The sequence below is a fragment of the Pseudoalteromonas sp. G5_S1_14_S5 genome (genome assembly GCF_054968605.1).
Window position 1 is genome coordinate 1 of sequence record NZ_JBQKUM010000098.1, and the last position, 14,645, is coordinate 14,645.

General features: G+C 45.2%; 29 protein-coding genes. All 29 read left to right on the forward strand.

The features are described 5' to 3' along the window. Positions 1 to 269: 269 nt before the first annotated feature. Positions 270 to 380: a hypothetical protein gene (locus ACTRWI_RS20285; RefSeq protein WP_499133573.1), complete on the forward strand. Its 111-nt coding sequence runs from the start codon at positions 270 to 272 to the stop codon at positions 378 to 380. Between the two features lie 454 nt (positions 381 to 834). Further along, positions 835 to 1,146, forward strand: coding sequence for a 30S ribosomal protein S10 (gene rpsJ, locus ACTRWI_RS20290; RefSeq protein WP_001181007.1), 312 nt, complete (start codon positions 835 to 837; stop codon positions 1,144 to 1,146). 11 nt (positions 1,147 to 1,157) lie between these two features. Further along, positions 1,158 to 1,790 (forward strand): 50S ribosomal protein L3, encoded by a 633-nt coding sequence (gene rplC, locus ACTRWI_RS20295; RefSeq protein ID WP_499133581.1) that lies wholly within the window; start codon positions 1,158 to 1,160, stop codon positions 1,788 to 1,790. A 16-nt stretch (positions 1,791 to 1,806) separates the two neighbouring features. Continuing rightward, complete coding sequence (gene rplD, locus ACTRWI_RS20300) at positions 1,807 to 2,409, forward strand: 50S ribosomal protein L4 (protein ID WP_004738803.1); 603 nt, start codon at positions 1,807 to 1,809, stop codon at positions 2,407 to 2,409. Beyond that, a complete protein-coding gene (rplW, locus tag ACTRWI_RS20305) occupies positions 2,406 to 2,708 on the forward strand; it encodes a 50S ribosomal protein L23 (RefSeq protein ID WP_004738802.1) in 303 nt (100 codons plus the stop codon). The genes rplD and rplW overlap by 4 nt, the downstream gene beginning before the upstream one ends. A gap of 15 nt (positions 2,709 to 2,723) precedes the next feature. Next, entirely contained in the window at positions 2,724 to 3,548 is an 825-nt protein-coding gene (gene rplB, locus ACTRWI_RS20310; protein ID WP_004738800.1) for a 50S ribosomal protein L2, read from the forward strand. Between the two features lie 19 nt (positions 3,549 to 3,567). Then, a complete protein-coding gene (rpsS, locus tag ACTRWI_RS20315) occupies positions 3,568 to 3,846 on the forward strand; it encodes a 30S ribosomal protein S19 (protein WP_004736729.1) in 279 nt (92 codons plus the stop codon). Positions 3,847 to 3,856: 10 nt separating this feature from the next. Further along, positions 3,857 to 4,189 carry a 50S ribosomal protein L22 gene (gene rplV, locus ACTRWI_RS20320; protein WP_004736732.1) on the forward strand — a complete coding sequence of 111 codons (333 nt, stop codon included), beginning with the start codon at positions 3,857 to 3,859 and terminating at the stop codon, positions 4,187 to 4,189. Between the two features lie 18 nt (positions 4,190 to 4,207). Continuing rightward, positions 4,208 to 4,906 (forward strand): 30S ribosomal protein S3, encoded by a 699-nt coding sequence (rpsC, locus tag ACTRWI_RS20325; RefSeq protein ID WP_004738797.1) that lies wholly within the window; start codon positions 4,208 to 4,210, stop codon positions 4,904 to 4,906. An 11-nt stretch (positions 4,907 to 4,917) separates the two neighbouring features. After that, a complete protein-coding gene (gene rplP, locus ACTRWI_RS20330) occupies positions 4,918 to 5,328 on the forward strand; it encodes a 50S ribosomal protein L16 (protein WP_004736736.1) in 411 nt (136 codons plus the stop codon). Further along, complete coding sequence (rpmC, locus tag ACTRWI_RS20335; protein ID WP_004736737.1) at positions 5,328 to 5,519, forward strand: 50S ribosomal protein L29; 192 nt, start codon at positions 5,328 to 5,330, stop codon at positions 5,517 to 5,519. The genes rplP and rpmC overlap by 1 nt, the downstream gene beginning before the upstream one ends. Then, positions 5,519 to 5,773, forward strand: a complete 255-nt coding sequence (gene rpsQ, locus ACTRWI_RS20340; RefSeq protein WP_004738796.1) for a 30S ribosomal protein S17 — start codon at positions 5,519 to 5,521, stop codon at positions 5,771 to 5,773. The genes rpmC and rpsQ overlap by 1 nt, the downstream gene beginning before the upstream one ends. A 161-nt stretch (positions 5,774 to 5,934) precedes the next feature. Next, complete coding sequence (gene rplN / locus ACTRWI_RS20345; RefSeq protein WP_004738793.1) at positions 5,935 to 6,306, forward strand: 50S ribosomal protein L14; 372 nt, start codon at positions 5,935 to 5,937, stop codon at positions 6,304 to 6,306. A gap of 11 nt (positions 6,307 to 6,317) precedes the next feature. Next, positions 6,318 to 6,635 carry a 50S ribosomal protein L24 gene (gene rplX / locus ACTRWI_RS20350; RefSeq protein WP_004738792.1) on the forward strand — a complete coding sequence of 106 codons (318 nt, stop codon included), beginning with the start codon at positions 6,318 to 6,320 and terminating at the stop codon, positions 6,633 to 6,635. Positions 6,636 to 6,659: 24 nt separating this feature from the next. Beyond that, positions 6,660 to 7,199, forward strand: coding sequence for a 50S ribosomal protein L5 (gene rplE, locus ACTRWI_RS20355; RefSeq protein ID WP_004738790.1), 540 nt, complete (start codon positions 6,660 to 6,662; stop codon positions 7,197 to 7,199). Between the two features lie 16 nt (positions 7,200 to 7,215). After that, positions 7,216 to 7,521, forward strand: coding sequence for a 30S ribosomal protein S14 (gene rpsN / locus ACTRWI_RS20360; RefSeq protein ID WP_004738789.1), 306 nt, complete (start codon positions 7,216 to 7,218; stop codon positions 7,519 to 7,521). A 29-nt stretch (positions 7,522 to 7,550) separates the two neighbouring features. Next, on the forward strand, positions 7,551 to 7,943 hold the full coding sequence (gene rpsH, locus ACTRWI_RS20365; protein ID WP_004738788.1) for a 30S ribosomal protein S8: 393 nt from the start codon (positions 7,551 to 7,553) through the stop codon (positions 7,941 to 7,943). Between the two features lie 13 nt (positions 7,944 to 7,956). Beyond that, positions 7,957 to 8,490, forward strand: a complete 534-nt coding sequence (rplF, locus tag ACTRWI_RS20370) for a 50S ribosomal protein L6 (RefSeq protein ID WP_004738786.1) — start codon at positions 7,957 to 7,959, stop codon at positions 8,488 to 8,490. Between the two features lie 9 nt (positions 8,491 to 8,499). Continuing rightward, positions 8,500 to 8,853 carry a 50S ribosomal protein L18 gene (gene rplR / locus ACTRWI_RS20375; RefSeq protein WP_004738784.1) on the forward strand — a complete coding sequence of 118 codons (354 nt, stop codon included), beginning with the start codon at positions 8,500 to 8,502 and terminating at the stop codon, positions 8,851 to 8,853. 14 nt (positions 8,854 to 8,867) lie between these two features. Then, the gene (rpsE, locus tag ACTRWI_RS20380; RefSeq protein ID WP_004738783.1) at positions 8,868 to 9,368 is read left to right on the forward strand and encodes a 30S ribosomal protein S5; all 501 of its coding nucleotides are present in this window, start codon (positions 8,868 to 8,870) and stop codon (positions 9,366 to 9,368) included. 7 nt (positions 9,369 to 9,375) lie between these two features. Beyond that, positions 9,376 to 9,552 carry a 50S ribosomal protein L30 gene (rpmD, locus tag ACTRWI_RS20385; RefSeq protein ID WP_004736756.1) on the forward strand — a complete coding sequence of 59 codons (177 nt, stop codon included), beginning with the start codon at positions 9,376 to 9,378 and terminating at the stop codon, positions 9,550 to 9,552. Between the two features lie 5 nt (positions 9,553 to 9,557). Then, positions 9,558 to 9,992: a 50S ribosomal protein L15 gene (rplO, locus tag ACTRWI_RS20390; RefSeq protein WP_004736758.1), complete on the forward strand. Its 435-nt coding sequence runs from the start codon at positions 9,558 to 9,560 to the stop codon at positions 9,990 to 9,992. A gap of 20 nt (positions 9,993 to 10,012) precedes the next feature. Continuing rightward, on the forward strand, positions 10,013 to 11,347 hold the full coding sequence (gene secY, locus ACTRWI_RS20395; protein WP_004738781.1) for a preprotein translocase subunit SecY: 1,335 nt from the start codon (positions 10,013 to 10,015) through the stop codon (positions 11,345 to 11,347). Positions 11,348 to 11,388: 41 nt separating this feature from the next. Further along, a complete protein-coding gene (rpmJ, locus tag ACTRWI_RS20400; protein WP_000868186.1) occupies positions 11,389 to 11,502 on the forward strand; it encodes a 50S ribosomal protein L36 in 114 nt (37 codons plus the stop codon). Between the two features lie 148 nt (positions 11,503 to 11,650). Further along, a complete protein-coding gene (rpsM, locus tag ACTRWI_RS20405; RefSeq protein ID WP_004738779.1) occupies positions 11,651 to 12,007 on the forward strand; it encodes a 30S ribosomal protein S13 in 357 nt (118 codons plus the stop codon). Between the two features lie 19 nt (positions 12,008 to 12,026). Next, positions 12,027 to 12,416 (forward strand): 30S ribosomal protein S11, encoded by a 390-nt coding sequence (rpsK, locus tag ACTRWI_RS20410; RefSeq protein ID WP_004738778.1) that lies wholly within the window; start codon positions 12,027 to 12,029, stop codon positions 12,414 to 12,416. 31 nt (positions 12,417 to 12,447) lie between these two features. Continuing rightward, entirely contained in the window at positions 12,448 to 13,068 is a 621-nt protein-coding gene (rpsD, locus tag ACTRWI_RS20415) for a 30S ribosomal protein S4 (RefSeq protein WP_004738777.1), read from the forward strand. A 22-nt stretch (positions 13,069 to 13,090) separates the two neighbouring features. Beyond that, on the forward strand, positions 13,091 to 14,083 hold the full coding sequence (locus tag ACTRWI_RS20420) for a DNA-directed RNA polymerase subunit alpha (RefSeq protein ID WP_499133580.1): 993 nt from the start codon (positions 13,091 to 13,093) through the stop codon (positions 14,081 to 14,083). A 24-nt stretch (positions 14,084 to 14,107) separates the two neighbouring features. Next, positions 14,108 to 14,488, forward strand: a complete 381-nt coding sequence (gene rplQ / locus ACTRWI_RS20425; RefSeq protein ID WP_004729812.1) for a 50S ribosomal protein L17 — start codon at positions 14,108 to 14,110, stop codon at positions 14,486 to 14,488. Positions 14,489 to 14,645: the final 157 nt, after the last annotated feature.

Below are 14,645 nucleotides of genomic sequence, written 5' to 3' on the forward strand. Positions count from 1 at the left end.
CGCTTAATAGCATTTAGATTTTTGCACTCTCTTCATTAGAAGAGGAAGCATCAAAAAAAGGGGAGCTTCGGCTTCCCTTTTTTATTTTGGTTATAAGGGAAATTCCTAACACGTAATATCCACCGTTTATATTCCGATTTAAATACAGTTATTTACTTAGCGGTTTAAGTCCCCCCCAAAAAAAACTCTCTCCTCTTCAAAGCCCGTTAAACCCTCTTTTCGACAAGAAGTATAACCAATCGATATAAACATACGTTAACCATGACTATGTGTCACGGGATCTGTTTCTTGAGATTTTGGAAGATGAAGAAGCACATGTCGATTGGTTAGAGACCCAACTCGGCCTTATCAAAATGAAGGGTATTCAAAATTACCTATAAGCTCAATATGTCGATGAAGACGAAGCCTGAAAAATATCGATAACAAGGGTAGCTGCTCAGGTGCACCCAAGTGGCTACCTTGCATTTCTTTTTCAGGCGGTAGGGCACTACCAAGAACTAAAAATCTTCCAATCCCCCCTCTCAATAGATTCTCCGATTATTTTTCAAACACAGCTTGCAAGTTAAAGTGTGATCTGTATAATGTATCGCACTGGCTTAAGCTGGTTGTGAACCAATGAGCACTGAGGAGTAGGTTTTACCTAGTAATGTATACTCAGCTTATGTTCGCGGTTAATAAAAATAGTAAGGCTTGTCTTTACTTCAAAAGTTAACTGACAATGCGTCCTAATTTTGGATGCTACGGTTTCACATAAATCAATCGGCATTCTCTCGTTTTATCGAGTTTGAGTGGCGATATTGTTTGTGTAATTTTTAATAATTGGAGCTCTGTCTCATGCAGAACCAACGTATTCGTATCCGCCTTAAAGCGTTTGATTACAAGCTAATCGATGCTTCAACTGCGGAAATCGTTGAAACAGCAAAACGTACTGGCGCACAGGTTCGTGGTCCTATTCCACTACCTACTCGTAAAGAGCGTTTCACTGTTCTTATCTCTCCACACGTCAACAAAGATGCACGTGATCAGTACGAAATCCGTACTCACAAGCGTTTGATCGACATCGTTGAGCCAACAGACAAAACTGTTGATGCTCTAATGCGTCTTGATCTTGCAGCTGGCGTTGATGTTCAAATCAGCCTAGGTTAAGGGAGATAAGAATAATGATTGGTCTAGTCGGACGTAAAGTGGGTATGACCCGCGTATTTACTGAAGAAGGCGTTTCTATCCCAGTAACTGTTGTTGAGGTTGAAGCGAACCGTATTTCTCAAGTTAAAACTCTAGAGAACGACGGCTACGCAGCAATCCAAGTAACTACTGGTGCTAAGAAAGCTAACCGTGTAACTAAACCTGAAGCTGGTCACTTCGCGAAAGCGGGTGTAGAAGCAGGTCGCGGTCTTTGGGAATTCCGTTTAGAAAACGGCGAAGAGTTTGAAGTTGGCGCTGAGCTAAACGTAGAACTTTTCAACGAAATTAAAAAAGTAGACGTTACTGGTACATCTAAAGGTAAAGGCTTCCAAGGCGCTGTTAAGCGTTGGAACTTCTCTACTCAAGATATGACTCACGGTAACTCTTTGTCTCACCGTGCACCGGGTTCAATTGGCCAATGTCAAACTCCAGGTCGCGTGTTTAAAGGCAAGAAAATGGCAGGTCACATGGGTGCTGAGCGTGTAACGACTCAAAACCTAGAGATCGTACGTGTTGACGCTGAGCGCAATCTGCTTCTTATTAAAGGTGCAGTACCAGGCTCAACAGGCGGCAACGTGATCGTAAAACCTGCTGTTAAAGCATAACGTCTAGGAGTAAGTAATGGAATTGATGGTTAAAGGTGCTGATGCACTAACTGTTTCCGAGACTACTTTCGGACGTGACTTCAACGAAGCTCTTGTACACCAAGTAGTTGTTGCATATGCAGCAGGTGCTCGTCAAGGTACTCGTGCTCAAAAGACTCGTTCTGAAGTATCTGGCGGTGGCGCTAAGCCATGGCGTCAAAAAGGTACTGGCCGCGCACGTGCTGGTACAATTCGTAGCCCAATCTGGCGTACAGGTGGTGTTACTTTTGCTGCGAAACCACAAGATCACAGCCAAAAAGTAAACAAGAAAATGTACCGCGGTGCTATGAAGAGCATTCTTTCTGAGCTTGTTCGTCAAGAGCGTCTAATCGTTGTTGATAACTTCTCAGTAGAAGCACCAAAAACAAAAGAACTTGTAGCTAAGCTTAAAGAGCTTGAGCTAAGCGACGTTCTGATTGTTACTGGCGAAGTAGATGAAAATCTATTCTTAGCTGCTCGTAACCTATACAAAGTTGATGCACGTGACGTTGCTGGTGTTGATCCAGTATCTCTAATTGCATTCGACAAGGTTCTAATGACTGCTGACGCAGTTAAGCAAGTTGAGGAGATGCTAGCATGATCACTGAAGAGCGTATCTTAAAAGTTCTACGTGCTCCGCACATCTCTGAAAAAGCAACTATGGCAGCTGAGAAAGCGAACACTATCGTTTTCAAAGTAGCTAAAGATGCTACTAAGAAAGAGATCAAAGCAGCTGTAGAAAAGCTATTTGAAGTTGAAGTTAAGTCTGTAAATACTCTTGTTCAAAAGGGTAAGACCAAACGTCAAGGTATGCGTGAAGGCCGTCGTTCAGACGTTAAGAAAGCCTACGTTACTTTGAAAGAAGGTCAAGATCTTGACTTCGTTGGCGGCGCGGAATAACAGGAGTAGTTAAAAATGGCTATTGTTAAATGTAAGCCGACTTCCCCTGGTCGTCGTCACGTCGTTAAAGTTGTTAACGCTGACCTACACAAGGGTAAGCCATACGCACCTCTTCTAGAGAAAAACTCTAAGAACGGTGGTCGTAACAACAACGGTCGTATCACAGTACGTCACATCGGCGGTGGTCACAAGCACCACTACCGTGTAATTGACTTCAAACGTACTAAAGATGGCATCCCAGCGAAAGTTGAGCGTCTAGAATACGATCCAAACCGTAGCGCTAACATCGCTCTAGTTCTGTACGCAGACGGTGAGCGTCGTTACATCATTGCACCAAAAGGCATTCAAGCCGGTGACCAGATCCAATCTGGTGTTGATGCGCCAATCAAAGCAGGTAACACTCTGCCGATGCGCAACATCCCAGTAGGTTCTACTGTACACTGTGTTGAACTTAAGCCTGGTAAAGGTGCTCAACTAGCTCGTTCGGCTGGTGCTTATGCTCAAATCGTTGCTCGCGACGGTGCATACATCACTATCCGTCTACGTTCTGGTGAAATGCGCAAAGTACTTTCTGAAGGTCGTGCAACGATCGGTGAAGTTGGTAACTCTGAGCATATGCTACGTGAACTTGGTAAAGCTGGTGCTTCACGCTGGCGCGGCGTACGTCCAACCGTACGTGGTGTAGTAATGAACCCGGTGGATCACCCACACGGTGGTGGTGAAGGCCGCACATCTGGTGGTCGTCACCCAGTTTCTCCTTGGGGCGTTCCTACTAAGGGCTTCAAGACTCGTAAGAACAAGCGCACTGACAAGTACATCGTACGTCGTCGCACTAAATAATTTATAAAGAGGAATCGCCATGCCACGTTCTCTCAAGAAAGGTCCTTTTATTGACCTACACTTGCTGAAGAAGGTAGAGAAAGCGGTGGAAAGCGGAGACAAAAAGCCTATTAAGACTTGGTCCCGTCGCTCAATGATCATCCCAACAATGATTGGTTTGACCATCGCTGTCCATAATGGTCGTCAGCACGTTCCAGTTTTCGTTACCGAAGAAATGATCGGTCACAAACTGGGCGAATTTGCACCAACTCGTACTTATCGCGGTCATGCTGCAGATAAGAAAGCTAAGAAGAAGTAAGGAGTAGATGATGGAAGCTTTAGCTAAACATAACTTTGCTCGTATTTCTCCACAGAAAGCTCGCTTAGTTGCAGACCAAATTCGCGGTAAGTCGGTAGACCAAGCTCTAGAAATTCTAACTTTCAGCAACAAAAAAGCTGCTGTTCTAGTTAAGAAAGTTCTAGAGTCAGCTATCGCTAACGCGGAACATAACGAAGGTGCAGATATCGACGATCTAAATGTCGCTAAAATCTTCGTAGATGAGGGCCCTATCATGAAGCGTATTATGCCTCGTGCTAAAGGTCGTGCGGATCGTATCTTGAAGCGTTCAAGCCACATCACTATTGTTGTAGCAGATCGCTAAAGACTAGGAGAGTAAGCAATGGGTCAGAAAGTACATCCTAATGGTATTCGTCTTGGCATCGTTAAGCCTTGGAATGCTACATGGTTTGCTAATACCAAAGATTTCGCTGACAACCTAGACGGCGACTTCAAGGTACGTCAGTTCCTTACAAAGGAACTACAAAAAGCATCACTATCTCGTATCGTTATCGAGCGTCCAGCTAAGAGCATCCGTGTGACTATTCACACTGCTCGTCCTGGCGTTGTTATCGGTAAGAAAGGTGAAGACGTAGAAAAGCTACGCGCAGCTGTAGCTAAAATCGCAGGTGTACCAGCGCAAATCAATATCGCTGAAGTACGTAAGCCTGAGTTAGATGGTCAGCTTGTAGCTGATAGCATCGCGTCTCAACTAGAGCGTCGTGTTATGTTCCGTCGTGCTATGAAGCGCGCAGTACAGAACGCTATGCGTCTAGGCGCTAAAGGTATCAAAGTGGAAGTAAGTGGTCGTCTAGGCGGCGCTGAAATCGCACGTTCTGAGTGGTATCGTGAAGGCCGTGTGCCTCTACACACTCTACGTGCAGACATTGATTACGCAACTTCTTCGGCTCACACTCAATACGGTGTGATCGGCATTAAAGTTTGGATCTTCAAAGGTGAGATTCTAGGCGGTATGCCAGCTGCTAACGCAGTAGAGCCTAAAGGCGATAAGCCTAAGAAGCAGCGTAAAGGCCGTAAGTAAGGAGTCGAACGATGCTACAACCAAAACGTACTAAGTTCCGCAAGGTTATGACTGGTCGTAACCGTGGTCTAGCTAAAGGTACTGAAGTAAGCTTCGGCGAATTCGGTCTTAAAGCTGTTGGCCGTGGTCGTCTGACTGCACGTCAAATCGAAGCGGCACGTCGTGCTATGACACGTCACATTAAGCGTCAAGGTCAAATCTGGATTCGTGTATTCCCAGACAAACCGATTACTGAAAAGCCTCTTGAAGTTCGTCAAGGTAAAGGTAAAGGTTCAGTAGCGTACTGGGTTGCTCAAATCCAACCTGGCAAAGTTATGTACGAAATGAATGGCGTACCTGAAGAGTTGGCACGTGAAGCGTTCCGCCTAGCGGCACGTAAACTGCCTGTTAAAACTACTTTTGTAACTAAGCAGGTGATGTGATGAAAGCACAAGATCTACGCGAAAAGAACGTTGAAGAGCTTAACGCTGAGCTATTGAATTTGCTACGTGAACAGTTCAACTTGCGCATGCAAGCTGCAACTGGTCAGCTTCAGCAAACTCATACTCTAAAAGCTGTACGCCGTGATATCGCACGTGTGAAAACTGTTTTGACTGAAAAGGCAGGCGCATAATGAGCGAAACTAACCGCATCCAGCAAGGCCGTGTAGTAAGTGACAAGATGGACAAGTCTATCGTTGTTGCTATCGAACGTACTGTAAAACACCCAATTTACGGCAAATACGTTAAACGCACGACTAAAGTACACGCACACGACGAAGACAACACTTGTGGCCTAGGCGACAAAGTTGAAATCGCTGAGTGTCGTCCTCTGTCTAAGACTAAGTCTTGGACATTGGTTAAAGTTCTAGAAAAAGCGAAGATTTAATCTTTGTAATTCTATAACTTATAAGCGGCTCCAAATTATTTTTGGGGCCGCTTGTTTTTTGTCTACCCAATTTAAAAAAAGGGTGGTACAATTCGCGTCCCTTTTAAAGAGGCAGCCCGACCCGAGAGGGTCTAGTTTTAATATTTAGCGGAGCACTAACAATGATCCAGATGCAAAGTACACTTGACGCAGCAGATAACTCTGGCGCGCGCAAGGTAATGTGTATTAAGGTTCTGGGTGGCTCTCACCGCCGTTATGCACATATCGGTGACATCATCAAAGTTACAGTTAAGGAAGCAATTCCTCGCGGTAAAGTAAAAAAAGGTGATGTTCTGAAGGCGGTAGTAGTGCGCACCCGTAAAGGCGTTCGTCGCCCAGACGGTTCTGTCATTCGCTTCGACAGTAATGCTTGTGTATTGTTAAACGACACTACTGAGCAACCAGTCGGCACACGTATCTTTGGTCCTGTGACTCGTGAACTTCGTAACGCGAAATTCATGAAGATTGTATCACTAGCACCTGAAGTTCTGTAAGGAGCGGCAATATGGCAGCTAAAATCCGTCGTAATGACGAAGTAATCATTCTTGCTGGTAAAGATAAAGGCAAGAAAGGTAAAGTAACTAAGGTTCTGACAACTGGTAAAGTTATCGTTGAAGGCATCAACCTTGTTAAGAAACACCAAAAGCCGGTTCCGGCTCTTGGTCAGCAAGGTGGCATCGTTGAACAAGAAGCAGCTATTGACGCTTCTAACGTTGCAGTTTTTAACGCGGCTACTGGTAAAGCAGACCGTATCGGTTTCCGTATCGAAGATGGCAAGAAAGTTCGTTTCTTCAAATCTAACGGCGAAACTGTTTCTAACTAATTAGAAGTAATTTGGAGTTCTACTATGGCGAAACTGCATGATTACTACAAGTCGTCTGTAGTCGCTGAGCTTACCAAAGAGTTCAGCTACACAAGCGTCATGCAAGTCCCTAGGATTGAGAAAATCACCCTAAACATGGGCGTTGGTGAAGCAATCAACGATAAGAAACTGCTAGAAAACGCAGCAGCTGATATGGCAACGATCTCTGGTCAAAAGCCACTTATCACTAAAGCGCGTAAATCTGTAGCTGGTTTCAAAATTCGTGAAGGCTACCCAATTGGTTGTAAAGTAACCTTGCGTGGTGAGCGCATGTGGGAATTTTTAGAGCGTTTAATCTCTATCGCACTTCCACGTGTACGTGATTTCCGTGGTGTTAGCGCTAAGTCTTTCGACGGTCGCGGTAACTACAGCATGGGCGTTCGCGAGCAAATCATCTTTCCGGAAATCGACTACGATAAAGTCGATCGTGTCCGCGGTCTTGATATCACTATCACGACTTCTGCGGGTTCCGATGAGGAAGGCCGAGCTCTGCTGGCTGCCTTTAACTTCCCATTCCGTAAGTAAGGGTAGGGTTACTGTTATGGCTAAACAATCAATGAAAGCACGTGAAGCTAAACGTGCAAAACTAGTAGCTAAGTTCGCTGAAAAGCGTTCTGCGCTAAAAGTTATCATTAGCGATGTAAACGCATCTGAAGAAGATCGTTGGAATGCGGTTCTTAAACTGCAATCTCTTCCACGTGATTCAAGTGCATCACGTCAGCGTAACCGTTGCAACCAAACTGGTCGTCCACACGGTTACCTACGTAAATTCGGTCTAAGCCGCATTAAGGTTCGTGAAGCTTGCATGAAAGGCGAGATTCCGGGTCTTCGTAAGGCTAGCTGGTAATTGCCACTTAATCATTTGGAGTAAATCTTATGAGCATGCAAGATCCGATTTCGGATATGCTGACCCGCGTTCGTAACGGTCAGGCAGCAAACAAAGTTGCTGTAAAAATGCCTTCTTCAAAGCTTAAAGTTGCAATTGCTGCACTACTAAAAGCTGAAGGTTACATCGTAGACTTCGCTGTTGAAGGCGAAGCAAAACCTGAGCTAGAAGTTACTCTTAAGTACTTCCAAGCTAAACCTGTAATCGAGCAAATCAAGCGTGTATCACGTCCTGGTCTACGAGTTTATAAAAATAAAGACTCTCTACCAACAGTGATGGGCGGTCTTGGTATTGCAGTTGTTTCTACTTCCAAGGGTCTAATGTCTGACCGTGCTGCTCGTAAAGCAGGTCTTGGCGGTGAAATCATCTGTTACGTAGCTTAATAAGGAGTAGATTATGTCTCGTGTTGCTAAAGCACCTGTCGCTATTCCAGCTGGCGTAGAGGTGAAACTAAACGGCCAAGAAGTTACTGTAAAAGGTAGCAAAGGTGAGCTTACTCGCGTTCTTAACAACGCCGTAGTTATTGCACAGGAAGAAAACAACCTAACTTTCGGTCCGAAAGAAGGTGTTGCTAACGCATGGGCACAAGCTGGTACAGCTCGCGCTCTAGTTAACAACATGGTTGTGGGTGTTACAGAGGGCTTCACTAAGAAGCTAACTCTAAAGGGTGTTGGTTACCGTGCTGCTATGAAAGGCAACTCTGTAGCTCTAACTCTTGGTTTTTCTCACCCAGTAGAGCACGCTCTACCTGAAGGTATTAAAGCTGAGTGCCCTAGCCAAACTGAGATCGTTGTAACTGGTTGTGACAAGCAGCTAGTTGGTCAAGTTGCGGCTGACATTCGTTCTTACCGTGCTCCTGAGCCTTACAAAGGTAAAGGTGTTCGTTACGCAGATGAAAATGTGCGTACTAAAGAAGCTAAGAAGAAGTAAGGTATCACTATGGATAAGAAAGCATCTCGCATCCGTCGTGCTACACGTGCACGTCGTAAGATTGCAGAACTTGGTGCAACTCGCCTGGTAGTACACCGTACTCCTCGCCATGTTTACGCACAAGTTATCGCGGCAAACGGCTCTGAGGTTATCGCAGCTGCTTCTACTGTAGAAAAAGCGATCCGTGAGCAAGTTAAGAACACTGGTAACGTTGATGCAGCTAAAGCAGTTGGTAAAGCTGTTGCTGAGCGCGCTCTTGAAAAAGGCGTAGCTTCAGTTGCATTCGATCGTTCTGGTTTCCAATACCACGGTCGAGTAGCGGCGCTAGCAGAATCTGCTCGCGAAGCTGGTCTGAAATTCTAAGGTAGGGTTGGAAGATGGCTAAAGAACAACAACAAGCTAATGATTTGCAAGAAAAGCTAATCGCTGTTAACCGTGTATCTAAGACGGTTAAAGGTGGTCGAATCATGAGCTTCACTGCACTAACAGTAGTTGGTGACGGTAATGGTCGTGTAGGTTTCGGTTACGGCAAAGCTCGTGAAGTACCTGCTGCGATTCAAAAAGCAATGGAAAAAGCGCGTCGTAACATGGTTACTGTTGCGCTGAACGAAGGCACTCTTCACCACCCGGTGAAAGGTCGTCATTCGGGCTCTAAAGTTTACATGCAGCCAGCTGCAGAAGGTACAGGTGTTATTGCCGGTGGTGCAATGCGTGCTGTACTTGAAGTTGCGGGCGTACATAACGTACTTTCTAAAGCATACGGTTCTACGAACCCTATCAACATCGTTCGTGCAACGATTGGTGCTCTAGTAGACGTTAAGTCACCAGAAATGGTTGCTGCTAAACGTGGTCTAACTGTTGAATCTATTTCGGAGTAAGCACACGATGGCAACTATTAAAGTAACTCAAACTAAAAGCTCAATTGGTCGCCTACCTAAGCACAAAGCGTGTCTTAAAGGTCTAGGTCTTCGTCGCATCAACCATACAGTAGAACTTGAAGATACTCCGTGTGTACGCGGTATGATCAACAAGGTTTACTACATGGTTAAGATTGAGGAGTAATCAGAATGCGTTTGAATACTCTATCACCGGCTGCTGGCTCTAAACCTTCTAAGAAGCGTGTAGGTCGTGGTATCGGTTCTGGCCTTGGTAAAACAGGTGGCCGCGGTCACAAAGGTCAAAAGTCACGTTCTGGCGGCTCTGTACGTCCAGGTTTTGAAGGCGGTCAAATGCCTCTAAAACAACGTCTACCTAAATTCGGTTTCACTTCTCGTAAGAGCCTAGTGTCTGCTGAAGTTCGTCTAGCTGAGCTAGCGAAAGTAACAGGTGACGTAGTTGATCTTAACAGCCTTAAAGCTGCTAATGTTATCACTAAGAACATCGAATTCGTTAAGATCGTTCTTTCTGGTGACCTAAGCAAAGCTGTGACTGTTAAAGGTCTACGCGTGACTAAAGGCGCTAAAGCTGCAATCGAAGCTGCAGGCGGTAAAATCGAGGAATAATCTCGAGGAACGAGGTACAGATGGCTAAGAAACCAGGACAAGATTTTCGTAGTGCTCAGAGCGGCTTAAGTGAACTAAAGTCGCGCTTATTATTCGTAATTGGTGCACTTTTAGTATTCCGAGCTGGCTCTTTTGTGCCGATCCCTGGTATTGACGCAGCTGTACTTGCCGATTTGTTCGATCAGCAAAAAGGTACCATCGTTGAAATGTTTAACATGTTCTCCGGTGGTGCTCTTGAGCGTGCATCTATATTAGCATTGGGCATCATGCCGTACATTTCGGCATCGATCGTAGTCCAATTGTTAACTGTAGTTCATCCAGCGTTAGCGGAACTCAAGAAAGAGGGTGAAGCAGGCCGTCGTAAGATAAGCCAATATACACGCTACGGCACGCTTGTACTTGCAACATTCCAAGCTATTGGTATTGCAACGGGCTTACCAAACATGGTCGACAATCTGGTTGTTATCAACCAAACCATGTTTACGCTTATTGCTACCGTGAGTTTAGTAACTGGTACCATGTTCTTAATGTGGTTAGGTGAACAAATCACTGAGCGAGGAATCGGTAATGGTATTTCCATTCTGATTTTTGCAGGTATTGTTGCTGGATTGCCTTCTGCAATCGGTCAAACAATCGAGCAAGCGCGTCAAGGTGAATTGCATGTGCTTCTTCTGCTGTTGATTGCTGTATTGTCTTTTGCTGTTATCTACTTCGTAGTTTTCATGGAACGTGGTCAACGTCGTATCGTCGTTAACTATGCGAAACGTCAACAAGGTCGTAAGGTTTTTGCAGCACAAAGCTCTCACTTGCCACTTAAAATTAATATGGCAGGTGTGATTCCAGCGATTTTCGCATCGAGCATTATTTTGTTCCCAGGAACATTAGCACAGTGGTTTGGTCAAAATGGTGAAAGCAGCGCGTTCGGTTGGTTAACTGACGTGTCATTAGCTCTTAGCCCAGGTCAGCCTCTTTATGTAATGCTTTATGCAGCAGCTATAATCTTCTTCTGTTTCTTCTATACAGCGTTGGTGTTTAACCCACGTGAAACAGCTGATAACTTGAAGAAGTCTGGTGCATTCGTACCCGGTATCCGCCCAGGTGAGCAGACAGCGAAATATATCGATAAAGTGATGACTAGACTGACCCTTGCGGGCGCTCTATACATTACTTTTATATGTCTGATTCCTGAATTCATGATGGTCGCGTGGAACGTTCGTTTCTACTTCGGCGGCACTTCACTACTAATTGTAGTGGTAGTTATCATGGATTTCATGGCACAGGTACAGACTCATCTGATGTCACAACAGTATGATTCTGTGTTAAAGAAAGCGAATCTGAAAGGTTACGGCCGTTAATTCGGTGGTAATAATTTCAGTTCCATTTACGGAGTTTAGCAATGAAAGTTCGTGCTTCCGTTAAAAAAATCTGCCGTAACTGTAAAGTTATCAAGCGTAACGGTGTCGTTCGCGTGATTTGCAGTGAGCCAAAGCATAAGCAACGCCAAGGCTAATCAGCAGAAATTTTTACTTGAAATACAAGGTAGAGTCGAGTATATTCCTCGGCCTACCTTTTGCGTGCAAAAGAAGTAGTATGCCGCAGCGTATCCATAACGGGCTTTGCTGCGGATAATTCTTTTATGAACCCCTTAGGAGTGAATAATGGCCCGTATAGCCGGCATTAACATTCCTGATCACAAGCATTCTGTAATTGCACTTACTGCAATCTACGGTATCGGTAAAACTCGCTCTCAAGCTATTCTAGCTGAAGTGGGTATTGCTGAAGATGCTAAGATCAGTGAACTAACTGAAGAGCAGATCGATCAACTGCGTGATGGTGTAGCTAAGTACACTGTAGAAGGTGATCTACGTCGTGAAGTATCGATGAACATCAAGCGTCTTATGGACCTTGGCTGTTACCGCGGTCTTCGTCATCGTCGCAGTCTACCACTACGTGGACAGCGTACTAAAACCAACGCTCGCACCCGTAAGGGTCCGCGCAAGCCGATCAAGAAATAGTCGGATAAGGTAGAGTACAATGGCAAAACAACCAACTCGCGCGCGTAAGCGCGTACGCAAGCAAGTAGCTGATGGCGTAGCGCACATTCATGCTTCTTTCAACAACACAATCGTAACTATCACTGACCGTCAAGGCAATGCTCTTGCATGGGCTACAGCAGGTGGTTCAGGTTTCCGTGGTTCTCGTAAATCTACTCCGTTCGCAGCACAAGTTGCAGCTGAGCGTTGTGGTGAAATGGCTAAAGAATATGGCCTAAAGAACTTGGAAGTTATGGTTAAGGGTCCAGGTCCAGGTCGTGAATCTACTGTTCGCGCACTGAACGCTGCTGGTTTCCGTATCACTAACATTGTTGATGCGACACCAATCCCTCATAACGGTTGTCGTCCACCTAAGAAACGTCGCGTTTAAGTTTCGTTTCTAGGAATATTGGAGAAAGATCATGGCAAGATATTTGGGTCCTAAGCTAAAGCTTAGCCGTCGCGAAGGTACTGACTTATTCCTTAAGTCTGGTGTCCGTGCGATCGATACCAAGTGTAAAATTGATAACGCACCAGGTGTACACGGCGCTCGTCGCGGTCGTCTATCTGAGTATGGCGTTCAGCTTCGTGAGAAGCAAAAAGTTCGTCGTATCTACGGCGTTCTAGAAAAACAATTCCGCAACTACTACAAAGAAGCTGCACGTCTAAAAGGCAACACGGGTGCAAACCTGCTTCAGCTTCTTGAAGGTCGTCTTGATAACGTAGTTTACCGTATGGGCTTTGGCGCAACTCGTGCTGAATCTCGTCAACTAGTTAGCCACAAGTCTATCCTAGTTAACGGTAAAGTTGTAAACGTTCCTTCTTTCAAAGTAGCGGCAAACGACGTTGTTTCTATCCGCGAGAAAGCTAAACAGCAATCTCGTATTAAAGCGGCTCTAGAAGTTGCTGAACAACGTGAAAAGCCAACTTGGATTGAAGTAGATGCTGGCAAAATGGAAGGTACATTCAAGCGTATGCCTGAGCGTTCTGACCTATCAGCTGACATCAATGAACACTTGATCGTCGAACTTTACTCTAAGTAAGGTTAAAAAAAGAGAGGACACAATGCAGGGTTCTGTAACAGAATTTCTTAAGCCGCGTCTTGTTGACATTGAACAGATCAATACGACACACGCGAAAGTAACTCTTGAGCCATTAGAGCGCGGTTTCGGCCACACTCTAGGTAATGCTCTTCGCCGCATTCTTCTATCTTCTATGCCGGGTTGTGCCGTGACAGAAGCTGAAATCGAAGGTGTGCTACACGAATACAGCACTAAAGAAGGCGTTCAGGAAGATATCCTGGAAATCCTTCTAAACCTTAAAGGTTTGGCTGTGCGCGTTGCTGAAGGCAAAGATGAAGTGTTTATTACACTGAACAAATCAGGCTCAGGCCCTGTTGTTGCAGGTGACATCACCCACGATGGTGATGTAGAGATCGCTAACCCTGAGCACGTAATTTGTCACCTAACGGATGACAACGCTGAGATCGCAATGCGTATCAAAGTAGAACGTGGTCGTGGTTACGTTCCAGCTTCAGCTCGTATCCATACTGAAGAAGATGAGCGTCCAATCGGTCGTCTACTTGTTGACGCTACTTACAGCCCGGTTGATAAAATCGCTTACGCTGTAGAAGCGGCACGTGTAGAACAGCGTACTGACTTAGACAAGCTTGTTATCGATATGGAAACGAACGGTACTCTAGAACCTGAGGAAGCAATCCGTCGTGCAGCTACTATCCTAGCTGAACAACTGGATGCGTTCGTAGATCTTCGTGATGTACGTGTACCTGAGGAGAAGGAAGAGAAGCCAGAATTCGATCCTATCCTACTACGTCCTGTAGACGATCTTGAACTAACAGTTCGCTCTGCTAACTGTTTGAAAGCAGAAGCGATTCACTACATCGGTGATCTTGTACAGCGCACTGAGGTTGAGCTACTTAAAACGCCAAACCTTGGTAAGAAATCTCTTACAGAGATTAAAGATGTGCTTGCTTCACGTGGTCTTTCTCTAGGCATGCGTCTAGAAAACTGGCCACCAGCGTCAATCGCTGAAGATTAATCGAAAAGTTAGAAGGATTAGGTCATGCGCCATCGTAAAAGTGGTCGTCAACTCAACCGCAACAGCAGTCATCGTAAAGCGATGTTCAGCAACATGGCTAGCTCTCTTGTTCGTCACGAAGTTATCAAAACTACCGTGCCTAAAGCAAAAGAACTACGTCGCGTAATTGAGCCGTTGATTACCCTAGCTAAGACAGACAGTGTTGCTAACCGTCGTCTTGCATTCGCTCGCACTCGTGATAACGAAGTTGTAGCAAAACTATTTAATGAACTAGGCCCGCGTTTCGCGGCTCGCCAAGGTGGTTACACTCGCATTCTTAAATGTGGTTTCCGTACTGGTGATAAAGCTCCAATGGCTTACATTGAGCTTGTAGATCGCCCAGCTGCTGAAGAAGCTGCTGAGTAATCTATACTAGATTCTTAATACAAAAGGCCGAGCATTAGCTCGGCTTTTTTGTATCTATTACTTTTCGATCTGACACCATAATACTCGGCACTTTCTCTTGCTTAGAACAAGCGTCGCTCTCAAAATATCTCGTATCTCGTATCTCGTATCTCGTATC